At 65.4% G+C, this 16,646-nt stretch carries 16 protein-coding genes; 10 read left to right on the top strand and 6 right to left on the bottom strand.

The genetic code is table 11. The features are described 5' to 3' along the window. Positions 1-11: 11 nt before the first annotated feature. Positions 12-659: a MarC family NAAT transporter gene (locus CXB49_RS19770; protein WP_101709952.1), complete on the bottom strand. Its 648-nt coding sequence runs from the start codon at positions 657-659 to the stop codon at positions 12-14. Between the two features lie 199 nt (positions 660-858). Here CXB49_RS19770 and CXB49_RS19765 point away from each other — a divergent pair, with 199 nt between their 5' ends. The 3 genes from CXB49_RS19765 (at position 859) to dinB (ending at position 3,135) form a co-directional block, all read left to right on the top strand. Next, positions 859-1,320, top strand: coding sequence for a copper chaperone PCu(A)C (locus CXB49_RS19765; protein ID WP_101710783.1), 462 nt, complete (start codon positions 859-861; stop codon positions 1,318-1,320). 365 nt (positions 1,321-1,685) lie between these two features. Next, positions 1,686-1,988 (top strand): SelT/SelW/SelH family protein, encoded by a 303-nt coding sequence (locus tag CXB49_RS19760; protein WP_101709951.1) that lies wholly within the window; start codon positions 1,686-1,688, stop codon positions 1,986-1,988. A gap of 7 nt (positions 1,989-1,995) precedes the next feature. Continuing rightward, positions 1,996-3,135: a DNA polymerase IV gene (dinB, locus tag CXB49_RS19755; protein ID WP_101709950.1), complete on the top strand. Its 1,140-nt coding sequence runs from the start codon at positions 1,996-1,998 to the stop codon at positions 3,133-3,135. Between the two features lie 450 nt (positions 3,136-3,585). On the opposite strand, the gene rodA is transcribed toward dinB, so the two are convergent. The 5 genes from rodA to CXB49_RS19730 form a co-directional block, all read right to left on the bottom strand. Further along, entirely contained in the window at positions 3,586-4,683 is a 1,098-nt protein-coding gene (rodA, locus tag CXB49_RS19750; protein ID WP_101709949.1) for a rod shape-determining protein RodA, read from the bottom strand. Next, positions 4,664-6,604 carry a penicillin-binding protein 2 gene (mrdA, locus tag CXB49_RS19745; RefSeq protein WP_101709948.1) on the bottom strand — a complete coding sequence of 647 codons (1,941 nt, stop codon included), beginning with the start codon at positions 6,602-6,604 and terminating at the stop codon, positions 4,664-4,666. Before mrdA ends, rodA begins: the two co-directional genes overlap by 20 nt. Before the next feature lie 14 nt (positions 6,605-6,618). After that, on the bottom strand, positions 6,619-7,122 hold the full coding sequence (mreD, locus tag CXB49_RS19740; protein WP_101709947.1) for a rod shape-determining protein MreD: 504 nt from the start codon (positions 7,120-7,122) through the stop codon (positions 6,619-6,621). Positions 7,123-7,128: 6 nt separating this feature from the next. After that, positions 7,129-8,037 (bottom strand): rod shape-determining protein MreC, encoded by a 909-nt coding sequence (mreC, locus tag CXB49_RS19735; RefSeq protein WP_101709946.1) that lies wholly within the window; start codon positions 8,035-8,037, stop codon positions 7,129-7,131. Positions 8,038-8,099: 62 nt separating this feature from the next. Further along, positions 8,100-9,143, bottom strand: a complete 1,044-nt coding sequence (locus tag CXB49_RS19730) for a rod shape-determining protein (RefSeq protein WP_011137903.1) — start codon at positions 9,141-9,143, stop codon at positions 8,100-8,102. 292 nt (positions 9,144-9,435) lie between these two features. On the opposite strand from CXB49_RS19730, the gene gatC reads away from it, so the two are divergent. The 7 genes from gatC to CXB49_RS19695 all read left to right on the top strand — a co-directional run bounded on the left by gatC (position 9,436) and on the right by CXB49_RS19695 (position 16,643). Next, positions 9,436-9,723 (top strand): Asp-tRNA(Asn)/Glu-tRNA(Gln) amidotransferase subunit GatC, encoded by a 288-nt coding sequence (gatC, locus tag CXB49_RS19725; RefSeq protein WP_101709945.1) that lies wholly within the window; start codon positions 9,436-9,438, stop codon positions 9,721-9,723. A gap of 85 nt (positions 9,724-9,808) precedes the next feature. After that, entirely contained in the window at positions 9,809-11,260 is a 1,452-nt protein-coding gene (gene gatA / locus CXB49_RS19720; RefSeq protein ID WP_101710782.1) for an Asp-tRNA(Asn)/Glu-tRNA(Gln) amidotransferase subunit GatA, read from the top strand. A 133-nt stretch (positions 11,261-11,393) separates the two neighbouring features. Continuing rightward, complete coding sequence (gatB, locus tag CXB49_RS19715) at positions 11,394-12,821, top strand: Asp-tRNA(Asn)/Glu-tRNA(Gln) amidotransferase subunit GatB (RefSeq protein ID WP_101709944.1); 1,428 nt, start codon at positions 11,394-11,396, stop codon at positions 12,819-12,821. A 396-nt stretch (positions 12,822-13,217) separates the two neighbouring features. Continuing rightward, a complete protein-coding gene (mraZ, locus tag CXB49_RS19710) occupies positions 13,218-13,664 on the top strand; it encodes a division/cell wall cluster transcriptional repressor MraZ (RefSeq protein ID WP_043571751.1) in 447 nt (148 codons plus the stop codon). Continuing rightward, positions 13,661-14,623 (top strand): 16S rRNA (cytosine(1402)-N(4))-methyltransferase RsmH, encoded by a 963-nt coding sequence (gene rsmH, locus CXB49_RS19705; protein ID WP_101709943.1) that lies wholly within the window; start codon positions 13,661-13,663, stop codon positions 14,621-14,623. Before mraZ ends, rsmH begins: the two co-directional genes overlap by 4 nt. Next, the gene (ftsL, locus tag CXB49_RS19700; protein ID WP_101709942.1) at positions 14,620-14,892 is read left to right on the top strand and encodes a cell division protein FtsL; all 273 of its coding nucleotides are present in this window, start codon (positions 14,620-14,622) and stop codon (positions 14,890-14,892) included. The genes rsmH and ftsL overlap by 4 nt, the downstream gene beginning before the upstream one ends. Further along, complete coding sequence (locus tag CXB49_RS19695; RefSeq protein ID WP_101709941.1) at positions 14,892-16,643, top strand: penicillin-binding protein 2; 1,752 nt, start codon at positions 14,892-14,894, stop codon at positions 16,641-16,643. Before ftsL ends, CXB49_RS19695 begins: the two co-directional genes overlap by 1 nt. The last annotated feature ends 3 nt before the right edge of the window (positions 16,644-16,646 follow it).

Below are 16,646 nucleotides of genomic sequence, written 5' to 3'. Positions count from 1 at the left end.
CGCGATCCCGTTCAGGAACCGGCCATGAAGGTGCGGATGCCGGAGCCGACGAACTGCACGCCGATGCAGATCAGCATGAAGCCCATCAGCCGCGTCATCACCTCGCGGCCGCCGCGGCCCAGTCGCTCCGAGATCAGCAGCGAGGATTTCAGCGTCAGCCACATGCCGGCGCAGGTCAGGCCGATGGCGGCGAAAGTCATCGCGAAGGCCAGCGCCTTGGCCGGCACGGTGGTCAGTTCGGCGATCTCGGTGGAGATGCCTATCACCACCGCGATGGTGCCGGGGCCGCTGATGCCGGGCATCGCCAGCGGGAAGAAGGCGTAGTCCTCGCGCTCGCCGGACTGCCTGGGCGCCTGGCCCGGGTCCTGCGACAGGAAGAGCATGCGGTAGCCGAGCACCGCGACGACGAAGCCGCCGGCGATGCGCAGCGCGCCGTAGGAAATGCCGAAGGCGGCCATGATCAGGTTGCCGGCCAGCAGGCTGACCGCCATGATGGCGGCGGCGAACACGCAGGCGCGCTTGGCCTGCGAGTCGCGGTGGACGTCGTTCATCTCGCGCGTCAGCGTGATGAACAGCGGAATCTTGGACAGCGGATTGGTGATGGTGATCAGGCTGAGCAGACCGCCAAACAGGAATTGCAGCGACAGCGTCTTAAACATGGGTACGGGCCGATTGTGTAGCCATGCGATTGTAGAGGCTTACGTTGCGGCGGGGTAGCGGGGGGCTGCGCTTTAGACCAGCGGCATGGCAAGGTGTGGCGGCGGGCGCCACGACTGCGACATTTTGTCGCGTCCGGGCTGCGGCGCGCTGTGTTACAGTGGCGCGTTTTTTCCCTTTCCCGATCCGCCGGAGTCCGCGATGAAACGTTTTGCCGCCGCCCTGTTCGCCCTGTGCCTGTCCGGCCTGGCCGCCGCCCATTCCTTCCAACTCGGCTCCATCCACATCGGCCATCCGTGGAGCCGCGCGATGCCGATCGCCAGCCCGACCGGCGGCGTCTACCTGTCGCTGGAAAACCAGGGCAAGGGCGCCGACCGCCTGGTGTCGGCCAGCACGCCGCGCGCCGCCAGCGCCGAGCTGCACACCCACGTCAACGACAACGGCGTGATGCGCATGCGCAAGGTCGAAGGCGGCGTCGAGATCGCGCCGGGCCAGACCGTCAAGTTCGCGCCGGGCAGCTACCACGTGATGCTGGTGGGCCTGAAGCAGCCGCTGAAGGCCGGCGACCGCTTCCCGCTGACGCTGAACTTCGAGAAGGCCGGCAGCATCGTCGTCGACGTGGTGGTGCAGGATGGCATGCCGGCCGAGAGCCACAGCCATTGACCGGCGCCGGCCGATGAGCCGGCGGGAACGATGAACGGCAGCTTGCCCGCCAGACGGACAAGCTGCTGTTTTTTATTCGCTTTGCGGCGGCGTTGCGCCGAAGTTACATGGTGCTTTGCAGCAAGCTGGCGGAGCCCGAGCATTCGCTTTACAGCCCGTGGCGCGCTGGGCAAACTGGGCCTGGCAATGAGCTTTGAACAAGACGCCATCGGCTGCCGCCCCCCGCAATCGGTACTGCGCCAAGTCTGCCACTACAAGAGAAACGATGGAGGAGCGGGTGCCTTGCACCCGAAAACAAGCTAAAGACAGGGGGCGGCGGCCATTTTCTGCGTTATGCTCTGTTTTTGTCCGCATTGTCTTTTGTCATGATCAGCGCCGATTCCCCACTGCCCCCGTTGCCCCGCGTCGTCATCCATTACTGCACCGGCTGCCGCTGGCTGCTGCGCGCCGGCTGGCTGGCGCAGGAACTGCTCACCACCTTTGAAAAAGAATTGTCCGAAGTCGCGCTGCGTCCCGGCAGCGGCGGCGTGTTCCGCGTCGAGGTCGATGGCGAGCTGCTGTGGGACCGCAAGGCGGAAGACGGCTTTCCCGAACTGAAAATCCTCAAGCAGCGCCTGCGCGACCGCATCGCGCCGGACAAGCCGCTGGGACACAGCGACCGTCCTTGACGCCGCGATGAACGCCGTCCAGCGCAAGATCATCCACATCGACTGCGATTGCTTCTACGCCGCGATCGAGATGCGCGACGACCCCAGCCTGCGCGAGCGGCCGCTGGCGGTCGGCGGCCGGCCGGAAACGCGCGGCGTGGTGGCCACCTGCAATTACATCGCCCGCCGTTACGGCATCCATTCGGCGATGTCGTCGGCGCGCGCGCTCAGGCTGTGCCCGGAATTGCTGATCGTGCCGCCGGACATGGCGCGCTACCGGCTGGCCAGCCAGCAGATCATGGCCATCTACCAGCGCTATACCGAGGTGATCGAGCCGCTGTCGCTGGACGAGGCCTATTTGGACGTCACCGGCCAGCCGCACGAGCAAGGCAGCGCGACGCTGATGGCGGAGGCGATACGGCGGCAGATCCGCGACGAGGTCGGCATCACCGCCTCGGCCGGCATCGCGCCGAACAAATTCCTGGCCAAGGTGGCCAGCGACTGGAACAAGCCGGACGGCCAGTTCCTGATCCGCCCGCGCGACGTCGACGCCTTCGTCGTCACGCTGCCGGTGGAGAAGATACACGGCGTCGGCCGGGTCACCGCCGAGCGGCTGCACCGGCTGGGCATCCGCAGTTGCGGCGATCTCAGGCACTGGTCGCCGGCCGATCTGTTCCGCCATTTCGGCAGCTTCGGCGAGCGACTGCTGGCGCTGGCCGAGGGGCGCGACGAGCGGCCGGTGTCCACCGATCGCGGCCGCAAATCGATCAGCGTCGAGGAAACCTACGCGCAGGATCTGCCGGACCTGGCCAGTTGTCTGGCCAAGCTGCCGGAGCTGGCCGATAGGCTGCAGGCCAGGCTGGCCCGCAATGGCAATCCGGATTTCAAGGGCCTGTCGGTCAAGCTGAAGTTCGACGACTTCAGCCAGACCACGGTCGAGCAGCCAGGCTATGTCGTATCGATGGCCGCCTTCGGCCAGCTGCTGCGCACCGGCCACGCGCGCGGCGGCCGGCCGGTGCGCCTGCTGGGCGTAGGCGTGAAGATGGCCGACGACCAGGACCTGCCGCGCCAGCTGCGCCTGTTCGGCCGGGACGGCAAGCCGCTGCCGGACAGCGCGCCGCCGGCCGACGCGGCGGAGACGGCGCAGCCGGATCAGCAAGGCGGGTGAGGCGGGGCGGCGAAACGCCGCATTCTCGACGACACACCGCCGCGTGGGCAAGGCGGGCCTTGCCCACCCTACCGGTATCGGATGACGAGATGTCCGGGCCAAGGTGCGTTGGCGCCGTAGGGTGGGCAAGCATGCTTGCCCACGTCGGTTCTAGACGACGCGCTTAACGCCAAGCCGCTGGAAAAATCCCTGAGCCAAGGCGCGCCGACGCAGGCAGTACACATAGTACGGCAAGGAGGCGCAATGCAGGATCGGGGATTTTGCCAGTGGCTCAGAGCCTGTTTACGATCTTTTTGCGGCATCGACGGTATTCTGCCGGATGCAGGGCACGAAAAACGGCCCGCGGCAGTGTCGCTCACTGCAAGGGACGTTTGACAAAGCCATGCGCCGGCAGAAAACCGTCCCGAAGGGCTGGCCTGCGCTGCTCGTAAAAAGATCGTAAACAGGCTCTCAGAGCCGGCGCAGGTTGCTGATGCCCATCAACATTCCCATGCCGATGAACAGCGTCACCGAGGCGGTGCCGCCGTAGGACATGAAGGGCAGCGGCACGCCGACCACCGGCAGAATGCCGGACACCATGCCCATGTTGACGAAGGCGTAGACGAAGAAGGACATCGTGATCGACGCCGCCATCAACCGGCCGTACAGCGTCTGGGCGCTGGCGGTGATCATCAGCGCCCGGCTCAGGATCAGCAGGTAGAGCACCAGCAGCACCACATTGCCGGCCAGGCCGAACTCCTCGGAGTAGACGGCGAAGATGAAGTCAGTCGTCCGCTCAGGAATATAGTCCAGATGGGTCTGGGTGCCGTTGAGCCAGCCCTTGCCCCACGGCCCGCCGGAGCCGATCGCTATCATCGACTGGATGATGTGGTAGCCGGTGCCCAGCGGGTCGGTGGTCGGGTCTATCAGCGTCAGCACCCGCTTGCGCTGGTAGTCGTGCAGATGGTTCCACACCACCGGCAGGCTGGCGGCGAACAGCGCGGCGCCGGCGAAGATCACCTTCCACGGCAGGCCGGCGAAGAACAGCACGAAGAAGCCGGCGGCGGTGATCAACAGCGCGGTGCCCAGGTCGGGCTGCTTCAGCACCAGGCCCACCGGCACCAGCACCAGCGCGGCGGCGACCAGGTAGTGCCACCAGCGCAGCGACAGCTCGTATTTCTGGAAGAACCAGGCCAGCATCATCGGCAGCGCGATCTTCAGTATCTCCGACGGCTGGATGCGGGTGACGCCCAGGCTCAGCCAGCGGGTGGAGCCGTTGACGGTGATGCCCTTGAAGTGCACGGCCACCAGCAGCAGCACGCCCAGCACATAGATGGGCGGCGCGAAGTTCATCACGCTCTGCGGCCGCATCCGCGCGATCACCCACATCACCGCCAGCGCCAGCACGGTGTAGGCCAGCTTGTTGTCTATCTTGTCGAAGGACTGGTTGTTGGCGGAGTAGAGCAGCACCATGCTGACCGCGAAGATCAGGCCGAGGAACAGCATCATCCAGCCGTCCAGCGGCTCCTTGATCTGCTGCCAGATTTGTTTAATCAGCGGACTCTTCACGCGCTTCCCCGTTTTCCATCGGCACCGTCTTCAGCAGGCCGGCCAGATCATTGGGCACCTTGCCCAGCAGATAGTAGTCGAACAGGCCGCGCGCCACCGGCGCCGCCGCCGCCGCGCCGAAGCCGGCGTTTTCGACGATGATGGCCACGGCGATCTTCGGCTGCTCCACCGGCGCGAAGGCGATGAACCAGCTGTGGTCGCGGTACTGCTCGGCTAGCGACGCGGCGTTGTACTTGGCGCCCTGCTTGATCGCCACCACCTGGGCGGTGCCGGTCTTGCCGGCCATCGAGTACTGCAGGCCGATGCCGACGCGGCGACCGGTGCCGGAGATCATCACGCCGTGCATGCCTTCCTTGATGTAGTCGAAGTATTCCTGCGGATAGGGCAGCTGCCGCAGCGGCTTCGGCTCGATCAGCCGGGTCTGGCCGGTCTTGGAGTCCACCACCTGCTGCACCAGGTGCGGTTTGAACACCTGGCCGTTATTGGCCATGATGGCGGTGGCGTTGGCCATCTGCAGCGGCGTGTAGGCGTTGAAGCCCTGGCCGATGCCGACGCTGACCACGTCGGCCGGATACCAGCGCCGCACTTCGGGCTTGTAGCGGGCGAAGCGCTTTTCCTTCCACTCCTTGGACGGCAGCACGCCGGTGGCCTCGCCGTCCAGGTCGATGCCGGTCTTGCTGCCCAGGCCGAAGGAGCCGACCACCGGGTGGATCTTGTCTATGCCCATGTCCCAGGCCAGCTTGTAGAAGAAGGTGTCGCTGGACACGGTGATCGCGCGCTGCAGATTGATCACGCCGTTGCCGCTCTTCTTGCTGTCGCGGAACTGGTGGCTGGAGCCGGGCAGCGTGAAGTAGCCGGGCGCCCCGCGCATATCGTGCAGGCCGATGCTGTGCGTCATCAGCGCCGCCATCGACATGAACGGTTTGAACGTCGAGCCGGGCGGATAGGTGCCGCGCAGCGCGCGGTTGACCAGCGGCTTCTGCCAGTCGGTGTTCAGCGAGGCCCAGGTCTGGCTGTCGATGCCGTCTATGAACAGGCTGGGGTCGAAGCCGGGCTTGGACAGGAAGGCCAGCACGCCGCCGGTGGACGGGTCTATCGCCACCAGCGCGCCGCGGCGGTCGCCGAACAGCTTGTCGGCCATTTCCTGCAGGCGGATGTCCAGCGCCAGCTTCAAGGTGTTGCCGTTGACCGGCGGCGTCCGGCGCAGGCTGCGCACCGCGCGGCCGCCGGAGTCGGTTTCCATTTCCTCGAAACCCACCTGGCCGTGCAGATCGTCCTCGTAGACTTCCTCCAGGCCGGTCTTGCCGATGTAGTTGGTGCCCTTGTAATTGGTGGTCTTGTCCTCGTCGGCGAGGCGCTCCTGGTCTTTCTGGTTGATCCGGCCGATATAGCCCAGCACGTGGCTGGTCATCTCTTTGTACGGATAGTCGCGGAACAGGCGGGCTTTCACCTCGACGCCTGGGAATTGCCAGGCGTTGGCGGCGACGCGGGCGGCCTCCTCGTCGGTCAGCTTGACCTTCAGCGGGATGGCCTCGAAGTTCTTGCTCTCGGCCAGCAGCTTCTTGAACAGCTTCTCGTCGCGCGGGCTGACGTCGGCCAGTTTTTTCAGCTTGGCGATGGTGGCGGGGAGGTCGGCGATCTTGCTCGGCGTCAATTCCAGCGTGTAGGCCGAGTAGTTCTGCGCCAGCACCACGCCGTTGCGGTCCAGGATCAGGCCGCGGTTAGGCAGTATCGGCACCAGCGAGATGCGGTTGTTCTGCGCCAGCGTCGAGAAATGGTCGTGCTGCAGCACTTGTAGCCAGACGAAGCGCGCCAGCAGCGTGAGGAACATCAGGATGATCAGCGCGTAGGCGATGACCAGCCGCAACTCGAACTGTTCTTCTTCGGTTTGCGGGTTCTTGAGGCGGGACGGGCGGCGCATGGGTCAGTCGGATCTCATACCGAATTGTGGCGGTAGGGAATCAGCATCAGCTTGGTCAACAGCGGCCACAGCAGCGCGCCGATCAACGGCGGCATGAAATAACTCCAGCCGACGAAGGCCGAACCGGTCAGCATCCGCACCACCACCATGATCAGCTGATTGGTCAGCATCAGCCCCAGCACCACCAGCGCCTGCTGCCCCAGGTTGAACATCACCAGCTGGCGTTGGCGGCTCAGCGCCAGGAAGGCGGTCGCCGAATAGGCCAGCGCGTGCTGGCCGAACAGGCCGGCGGTGGACACGTCGGCGACGATGCCCATCATGAAGGCGATGCCGATATTGACGCGTCGCGGCTGATTGATCACCCAGTACAGTATCAACAGGCCGATGAAGTCCGGCAGCCAGCGCGTGCTGCCGTGCGGCAGCGGCACCAGCTCGATCAACACCGCGATCACGAAGGTGGTCATGATGAAGCGGCGCTTGACCGGCTTGAGCAATTCCTTGGGGCGGTCCAACGACATCGCGGCTTACTCCTCGTCGGCGGCCTTCCTGCCGCCCTTGGTCTTCTTCTCCGGCAGCGCCGGCGGTTCCGCCGGACGCGCCGGCGTCTGCCTGGCCTGCAGCACCAGCACGTAGCGGGTCTGCTGCACGCCGGCCAGCGGCTGGGTGCTGACGCGGGTAAAGGCGGCGCCGGCGTTGCGGTCGACCTTGCTGACTACCGCCACCGGGATGCCTTCCGGGAACACGCCGTCGAGACCGGAGGTCACCACCCGGTCGTTTTCCTTGACGTCCGAGCTCTGCGGCAGGTAGCGCAGCTCGATGCCGCCGCCGTAGCCGTACAGGATGGCGCGCTCGCCGGTGCGGGCTATCATCACCGGCACCATCTGGTTCTTGTCTATGATCAGCGTCACTTCGGCGGTCAGCGGCTGCACGCGGGTCACCTGGCCCAGCAGGCCCTGGCCGTCGACCACCGGCTGGCCGGCTTGCAGCTTGGCGTCGTCGCCCTTGTCGATGATGATCTTGTACGAGAACGGATCGCGGCCGGTGTAAAGCGTCTCGGCGATCTGGGCCGCGTCGTCGCGCTGGGCGCGGATGCGGTTCAGCGCGCGCAACTCGTTCAGCTCGCGCTCCAACGTCTGCAGCCGCGACAGCTGCGCCGACATCTGCAGTTGGCGGGCCCTGAGTTCGGTGTTGTCCTGCTTCAGCTCGGTCTGCGAGGTCAGGTAGTCGCCGGCGTGGCGCATCGCCTGCGCCGGCAGGTTGACCGCGCGCTGCACCGGGTACAGCGCCAGCGACAGCGCCTCGCGCGCTTGTTCCATCAGGCCGTAGCGGCTATCGCCTATCAGCAGCGCGATGGACGCGACCACGCTCATGGCGAGGCGCGCGCCCGGCGGCGGCCCGGAGCGGAAGAAGCTGGGGGTGTTGGCGAAATCCATGGCCACAACCGCCGCGCCTTGACGGCGCGGCGTTCGCTCGGGTTAAGTTCGTTGCTGGAAGTTTAAGGCACGTTGGTGAAAATAGTGCCGATCTTGTCCATTTTTTCCAGCGCCTTGCCGGAACCGCGCACCACGCAGGTCAGCGGTTCCTCGGCGACGAACACCGGCAGGCCGGTCTCTTCCGCCAGCAGGCGGTCGATGTCTTTCAGCAGCGCGCCGCCGCCGGTCAGCACCATGCCCTTCTCGGCGATGTCGGCGCCCAGCTCCGGCGGGGTCTGCTCCAGCGCGATCTTGACCGCGGAAACGATCTGGTTCAGCGGCTCGGTCAGCGCTTCCAGGATTTCGTTGGAAGACACGGTGAACGCGCGCGGGATGCCCTCGGCCAGGTTGCGGCCCTTGACTTCCATTTCGCGCACCTCGGCGCCCGGGAAGGCGGAGCCGATGGTTTTCTTGATTTCCTCGGCGGTGGTCTCGCCGATCAGCATGCCGTAGTTGCGGCGGATGTAGTTGATGATGGCCTCGTCGAACTTGTCGCCGCCGACGCGCACCGAGTTGGAGTAGACCACGCCGCCCAGCGAGATCACGCCCACCTCGGTGGTGCCGCCGCCGATGTCCACCACCATCGAGCCGGTCGGTTCTTCCACCGGCAGGCCGGCGCCGATCGCCGCCGCCATCGGTTCCTCGATCAGCTCGACGCGGCGCGCGCCGGCGGCCAGGGCCGAGTCGCGGATCGCCTTGCGCTCGACCTGGGTGGAGCCGCAGGGCACGCAGATCACGATGCGCGGGCTGGCGGCGAAGAAGCGGTTCGGGTTCACCTTCTTGATGAACTGCTTCAGCATCTGTTCGGTGACGGTGAAGTCGGCGATCACGCCGTCCTTCATCGGACGGATCGCCTGGATGCTGCCCGGGGTGCGGCCCAGCATGCGCTTGGCTTCCAGGCCGACGGCCAGGATCGATTTCTTGTTGGTCGGCGCGTCGTTGTGGATGGCGACGACCGAGGGTTCGTCGAGGACGATGCCCTTGCTGCGCATGTAGATCAGGGTGTTGGCGGTGCCGAGGTCGATGGCGAGGTCGTTGGAGAAGTATCCGGTCAGCGAACGAAACATTGGGCGGTCCTGGTCAGTTTTCGTCAGTGGCGGACGCCGGCGGCGTCCGTAAAAATCCAGTTTAATCTGTGGCAGGCCGATTTCCCCGCCTTTTTATCAGGCGTGGCAACATGACGTTGCCGGTCTTTCCCGGCGGCGGATACGGCCTGCGTCTGCGGGCCCCGGCGCAGGCTTCCTGCGGGGCGGGAAATGCCCCGGGAATGCGTCGTGGCGCAATGTCGATCTTGGGAGAATCAAACGGGGTATGATACCCTATAAAGCTTGAAATATTAAAGGTTTTAACGAGGAAGCCATGTCGCTGACGCACCAGGATGTCGCACGGATCGCCAAGCTCGCCCGCATCGAGGTCGGCGAAGCGGAAATCGCCGCCACCGCGGAGCAGCTCAACAATATTTTCGGCCTGATCGAACAGATGCAGGCGGTCAACACCGACGGCATCGAACCGATGGCGCATCCGCAGGATGTTTCGTTGCGGCTGCGCGAAGACGTCGTCACCGAAACCAATCAGCGCGAGGCTTTCCAGGCGGTTGCGCCGCAGGTGGAAAAAGGCCTGTTCCTCGTTCCCAAAGTGATCGAGTAAGCCTCTGAGCCGCCCCGGCGAGATTGGTTCCCAGCGGGACGCCGATTGCCGGGCCAGACTATCCCGATAGCAAGATTTGATCGAAATGACACAAGCCACCCTCAAGCAATTGTCGCAACAGCTGGCGGCCAAAGAGGTCTCCAGCGTGGAGCTGGCCAGCCAGTACCTGGACCGCATCGAGGCGCTGAACCCGCGGCTCAACGCCATCGTCACCGTCGATCGCGAGAAGACGCTGATCGAGGCGGCCGCCGCCGACGCCCGCATCGCCGCCGGCGCCGCCAGCGCGCTGACCGGCGTGCCGCTGGTGCACAAGGACCTGTTCTGCCAGCAAGGCTGGAAGACCGGCTGCGGCTCGAAGATGCTGGACAACTTCGTCTCGCCGTACAGCGCCCACGTGGTCGAGCAGTGCGCCGCCGCCGGCATGGTGACGCTGGGCCGCGCGAATATGGACGAGTTCGCGATGGGCTCGTCGAACGAGAATTCCTTCCACGGCGCCGTGAAGAACCCGTGGGACCTGAACGCGATTCCGGGCGGCAGCTCCGGCGGCTCGGCCGCCGCCGTCGCCGCGCGTCTGACGCCGGTGGCCACCGCCACCGATACCGGCGGCTCGATCCGCCAGCCGGCCAGCCATTGCGGCGTCACCGGCATCAAGCCGACCTACGGCGCGGTGTCGCGCTACGGCATGGTGGCCTTCGCCTCCTCGCTGGACCAGGGCGGCCCGATCGCGCAGACCGCCGAGGACTGCGCGCTGATGCTGAACGTGATGGCCGGCTTCGACGCGCGCGACTCCACCAGCCTGGAGCGCGCCACGGAGGACTACAGCCGCGATCTGAACCGCTCGCTGGCCGGACTGAAGGTCGGCCTGCCCAGGGAGTACTTCGCCGCCGGTCTGGACGCCGACGTCGCGCGCGCCGTCGACAATGCGGTGAGCGAATTGAAGAAGCTGGGCGCCGAGGCGGTCGAGATCAGCCTGCCGAACACCGAGCTGTCGATTCCGGCCTATTACGTGATCGCGCCGGCCGAGGCCTCGACCAATCTGTCGCGCTACGACGGCGTCCGCTACGGCCATCGCGCCAACGATTACAAGGACCTGGTCGAGATGTACGAGAAGACCCGCGCCGAAGGTTTCGGCGACGAGGTCAAGCGTCGCATCATGGTCGGCACCTATGTGTTGAGCCACGGCTATTACGATGCTTACTACATCAAGGCGCAGAAGATACGCAGGCTGATCGCCAACGACTTCAAGGCCGCCTTCGGCCAGTGCGACGTGATTCTGGGACCGGTGGCGCCGACCGCCGCCTTCGATCTGGGCCAGATGTCGTCCGACCCGGTGCAGATGTATCTGTCCGACGTCTACACGCTGTCGGTCAACCTGGCCGGCCTGCCCGGCATGAGCGTGCCGGCCGGCTTCGCCGCCAACGGCCGCCCGATCGGCCTGCAGATCATCGGCGACTATTTCGCCGAGGCGAAGATGCTGAACGTCGCGCACCAGTTCCAGCAGGCGACAGACTGGCACGCCAAGGCGCCGGCGCTGTAACGCCGGCGGCCGCGCGACGCGAATGCCGCGTTGGGCGCGCTTGCCTTCGCGCCGCTCGCACGCCGACTGAAAGTTTACGTTTTCGAGGGCGCAGCTCTGGCTGCGTCCTGGCATGAATAAGGATTTTCCGACCATGAAATGGGAAGTCGTCATCGGTATCGAGGTGCACGTGCAGCTCAATACCGTCTCCAAGATTTTCTCCGGCTCCAGCACCGCCTTCGGCGCCGAGCCGAACACCCAGGCTTCCGCGGTGGAGCTGGCGCTGCCCGGCGTGCTGCCGGTACTGAACCGCGCGGTGGTGGACAAGGCGATCCGCCTGGGCCTGGCGCTGGACGCCGGCATCAACCAGAAGAACGTGTTCGCCCGCAAGAACTACTTCTATCCCGACCTCCCGAAGGGCTACCAGATCAGCCAGATGGAACTGCCCATCGTCGAGCATGGCCGGTTGAAGATCCTGGTCGGCGATCAGGAGAAGGTGATAGGCGTGACCCGCGCCCATATGGAAGAAGACGCCGGCAAGAGCCTGCACGAAGACTTCCAGGGCCTGTCCGGCATCGACCTGAACCGCGCCGGCACGCCGCTGCTGGAAGTGGTGTCCGAGCCCGACATGCGTTCGGTCGACGAGGCGCTGGCCTACGTCAAGGCCTTGTACTCGCTGGTGACTTGGCTGGGCATCTGCGACGGAAACATGCAGGAAGGCAGCTTCCGCATGGACGTCAACGTGTCGGTGCGCCCGGAAGGCCAGCAGGCCTTCGGCACCCGCCGCGAGATCAAGAACCTGAACTCTTTCCGCTTCCTGGAGCAGGCCGCCAAGTACGAGATCCAGTGGCAGATCGACACGCTGGAAGACGGCGGCAAGATTCAGCAGGCCACCGTGCTGTTCGATCCGGACACCGGCGAGACGCGGATGATGCGCAGCAAGGAAGACGCGCACGACTACCGCTACTTCCCGGATCCGGACCTGCTGCCGGTGCGCATCTCCGACGAGCAGATCGCCCGCATCAAGGGCGAGATGCCGGAGCTGCCGGCCGCGATGCAGGCCCGCTTCATCGAAAGCTACGGCGTGTCGGCCTACGACGCGGCGCTGCTGACGTCCAGCCTCAAGCAGGCGCAATACTTCGAGGCCGCCGCCAAGGCGTCCGGCCACGGCAAGCTGGCCGCCAACTGGATCAACGGCGAGATCGCCGCGCGACTGAACCGCGACGGCGCCGACATCGCCGACTGCCCGATTTCGGTGGAGCGCCTGTCCGGCCTGCTGGTCCGCATCGCCGACAACACCTTGTCCAGCAAGCTGGCCAAGCAGGTGTTCGAGGCGCTGTGGGACAGCGATCTGTCGGCCGACGCCATCATCGAGCGCGACGGCCTGAAGCAGGTGTCCGACGTCGGCGCCATCGAGAAGATGGTGGAAGAGGCGATCGCAGCCAATCCGAAGGCGGTGGAGGAATTCCGCGCCGGCAAGGAAAAGGCGCTGAACGCGCTGGCTGGCCAGGTGATGAAGGCGTCCAAGGGCAAGGCCAATCCGGCGCAAGTGCAGGATATCCTGCGCCAGAAGCTGCTTTAAACCGGAGTCTGGAAAACGCGCATGGCGGCCGCAATGGCCGCCATGTCGTTTTTTAAATACACCCGGTGGTTTGTCGCCGGTAATTTGTTGCTTTTCTTAAAGATGCTTGTGGTTCAAACAGTTCCAGCGCTAATGATTGCCGCCACGCCGCCCCCGCCGCGATGCCCGATATTCATGTCCCACTTTCATCGTTGATTTTAAGTTGCTGATTTATCAGGGATTCCATTTTTATGCCTGTCCGTAAGTCATTGTCGCAAAAGGCGAATTAGGGAATTCCGATGTTGACCGTGGGGCCGTTCTTTCTTATAGTGGCGAAAAGTGGGGTAAAGTGGGTGAAAGTGGGGTAACTGCCCCCCGGAGCGACGGCTCTGTTTTCTCGGTCAGCGGGTTCAAATCATGATTGGTGGCGTCAGTATCTTGTCTCTCGATAGCAAGGGGCGCTTGGCTATTCCGGCCAAGCACCGCGAGACGCTGCTGTCCGCTTTCGGCCACAAGTTGATCGTCACCCTCGAATCCCAAGACCATCTGCTGCTGTATCCCGAACCCAATTGGCGCCCGGTCGAGGCCCGTCTGCTGGCCCTTCCCACCGGCAATCCCACCCTGAAACGCTATCAACGACTGGTGCTCGGCCATGCCGAGACGCTGGAGATGGACTCCGCCGGCCGCGTGCTGCTGCCGGCCCGCCTGCGCGAACTGACCGCGCTGGACAAGGACGTTGCCCTGGTAGGCATGGGCAACCGCTTCGAATTGTGGAATGCCGAGGAATGGGACAGCCAGACCGCCGACGCGCTGGCGATCGATCAGGCCGACCTGGCGCAACACCTTGGAGATTTCACGCTGTGAGCACCCCCACCTTCGTGCATCGCACGGTATTGCTGACCGAAGCGGTCGACGCGCTGGCCATCCGCCCCGATGGCGTCTACGTCGACTGCACCTTCGGGCGCGGAGGCCACAGCCGGCTGATCCTGTCGAAGCTCGGCCCGTCGGGCCGGCTGATCGCCTTCGACAAGGATCCGCAGGCCATCGCCGTCGCCGAGCGGCTGGCCGCCGACGACGCCCGCTTCAGCATTGTGCACAACGGTTTCGAGACGCTGTCGTCCGAGCTGGCCCGCCTCGGCGTGGCCGGCGTCGACGGCGTGTTGATGGATCTGGGCGTGTCGTCGCCGCAGATAGACGACGGCAGCCGCGGTTTCAGCTTCCGTTTCGACGCGCCGCTGGACATGCGCATGGATACCACCCGCGGCATGACGGCCGCCGAGTGGTTGGCAACGGCCGATGAGGCCGATATCAGAGAGGTCATCAAGACTTATGGTGAAGAGCGGTTTGCTCGCAAGATCGCAGCAGCCATTGTTGCGCAACGGGGGGAAACTCCCATCACGACCACCCGCGAGCTCGCTGTGCTCGTTGGGCAAAACGTCCGTACTCGCGAACCGGGCCAGGATCCGGCCACGCGCACCTTCCAGGCGATCCGGATCTTTGTGAACCGCGAGCTGGACGAGCTGACGGCGGTGTTGCCGCAGGCGGCGCGGCTACTGAACGAAGGCGGCCGGCTGGCGGTGATCAGCTTCCACTCGCTGGAGGACCGCATCGTCAAGCTCTACCTGCGCGACGTCAGCAGCGAGGAAAAGCTGCCGGCCTGGGCGATGGTGCGCGCGGCCGACATGGCCAAGCCGCCGATCGCGCTGGTGGGCAAGGCGATCCGCTCCGGCGACGAGGAGGTGCGTGAGAACCCGCGCGCCCGCAGCGCCATCATGCGCGTCGCCGAGCGCACGGCGGCGCCGTGGCGGGAGGGCGACGCATGAACAAGCTCAACGCGATGCTGTTGGTGATGACGGTGTTCTCCGCCTGGTCGGTGGTGACGTCCACCCACGTGTCGCGCAAGCTCTATGGCGACTTGCAGAAGGAAACCAAGTCGGGCCAGCAACTGGAGGTCGAGTTCGGCCAGTTGCAGCTGGAGCAGAGCACCTGGGGCGCGCACGCGGTGATTGAGAAAGCCGCGTCGACCCGCCTCGGCATGCATACGCCGGATCCGCGCCAGATCCAGGTCATCGCACCGGGAGGGCCGCTCTGATGCGCGCCGGTTCCAGTTACAGCGTGCGCACCCGCCCGGTGCCGGCCAGCCCGGCGCTGCGGATGACCAGCACCCGCGTGCGCTGCGTGCTGCTGGTGCTCGCGCTGCTGTTCCTGGCGCTGATCGGCCGCGCGGTCTATCTGCAGGTGGTGCAGCAGGACTTCCTGCAGAACCAGGGCGAGGCGCGTTTCCGCCGCACGCTGACGCTGGAAGCCAACCGCGGCGTGATCACCGACCGCAACGGCGAGCCGCTGGCGATCAGCTCGCCGGTGCAGACCATCTGGGCCAGTCCGACCGACATGGAGCCGGTGCCGCCGGCCAAGCTGCGCGAGCTGGCCGGCCTGCTGGACCTGTCGCCGGAGGAGCTGTCGGCCAAGCTGTCCGACCGCAAGAAGGAATTCGTCTACATCAAGCGCCAGATCAGTCCGGAGCAGGCCGACAAGGTGATGGCGCTGGGCATACCCGGCATCGCCAAGCAGCAGGAATACCGCCGCTTCTACCCGGCCGGCGAGATCGTGTCGCACATCATCGGCTTCACCGGCGTGGACGGCAAGGGCCAGGAAGGCGTCGAGCTGGCCCGCGAGAAGATGCTGGCGGGCAAGGACGGCCGCCGGGTGGTGCTGAAGGACAGACGCGGCCACATCATCGAGGACGTCGCCGCCATCGAGCCGCCGCGCGACGGCCAGAAGCTGGCGCTGGCGGTGGACCACCGCATCCAGTACCTGGCCTACCGCGAGATCAAGGCCGCGGTGGAGGCCAACAAGGCCAAGGCCGGCAGCGTGGTGGTGCTGGACGCCAAGACCGGCGAATTGCTGGCGCTGGCCAATTATCCGTCGTTCAACCCGAACAACCGCGTCGGCGTGACGCCGGAGATGATGCGCAACCGCGGCGTGATCGACTTGTTCGAGCCCGGTTCGACGATGAAGCCGCTGTCGATCTCGCTGGCGCTGGAGCACGGCAAGGCCAATCTGAACACCGTGCTGGATACCCGCACTTACATGATAGGGCCGGCGACGATACGCGACGTGGCGCCGCGTCCCAGCCTGGACATTCTCGGCATCATCCAGAAGTCGTCCAACGTCGGCACCAGCAAGCTGGCGCTGATGAACAGCCCGGAAGAGTCCTGGAAGCATTACGACGCGCTGGGCTTCGGCCGCGCGCCGGAAACCGGCTTCCCCGGCGAGGCCAGCGGCCGGCTGCGCGACTGGCACAAGTGGCGCCCGATCGAGCAGGCGACGATGTCCTTCGGCTACGGCCTGTCGGTCAGCCTGATCCAGATGGCGCGCGCCTACACCATTTTCGCCAACGACGGCGTGATGCTGCCGATCTCGCTGTACAAGACGTCGAATCCGATGCCGGGCAAGCGGGTGCTCAACGAGAAGACCGCGCACGAGATGCGCGACCTGCTGATCGCCAACAGCCAGCCGGGCGGCGGCGCCGTCGGCGGCCGCATCATCGGCTACAGCATAGGCGGCAAGAGCGGCACCGCGCGCAAGCTGGAGGGCCGCAGCTATGTGGCCAACAAGCACCGCGCGCTGTTCATGGGCTTCGCGCCGGGCCACGCGCCCAGGGTGATCGTGACGGTGATGATAGACGAACCCACGGCGGGCAAGTATTACGGCGGCGCCGTGTCGGCCCCGGTGTTCTCGCAGGTGGCGGGCGGCGCGCTGCGCATATTGAACGTCACGCCGGACGAGCCATCCAACAACACTTTATTGCCGGAATCGACCCCGGTTCCGGTGGATTTCTAAGAT

Source organism: Chromobacterium sp. ATCC 53434, assembly GCF_002848345.1.
In the GTDB taxonomy this organism is placed as follows: domain Bacteria; phylum Pseudomonadota; class Gammaproteobacteria; order Burkholderiales; family Chromobacteriaceae; genus Chromobacterium.
The sequence above is the reverse complement of the archived record's forward strand: the minus strand, read 5'-3'. Positions and strand labels throughout refer to the sequence as shown.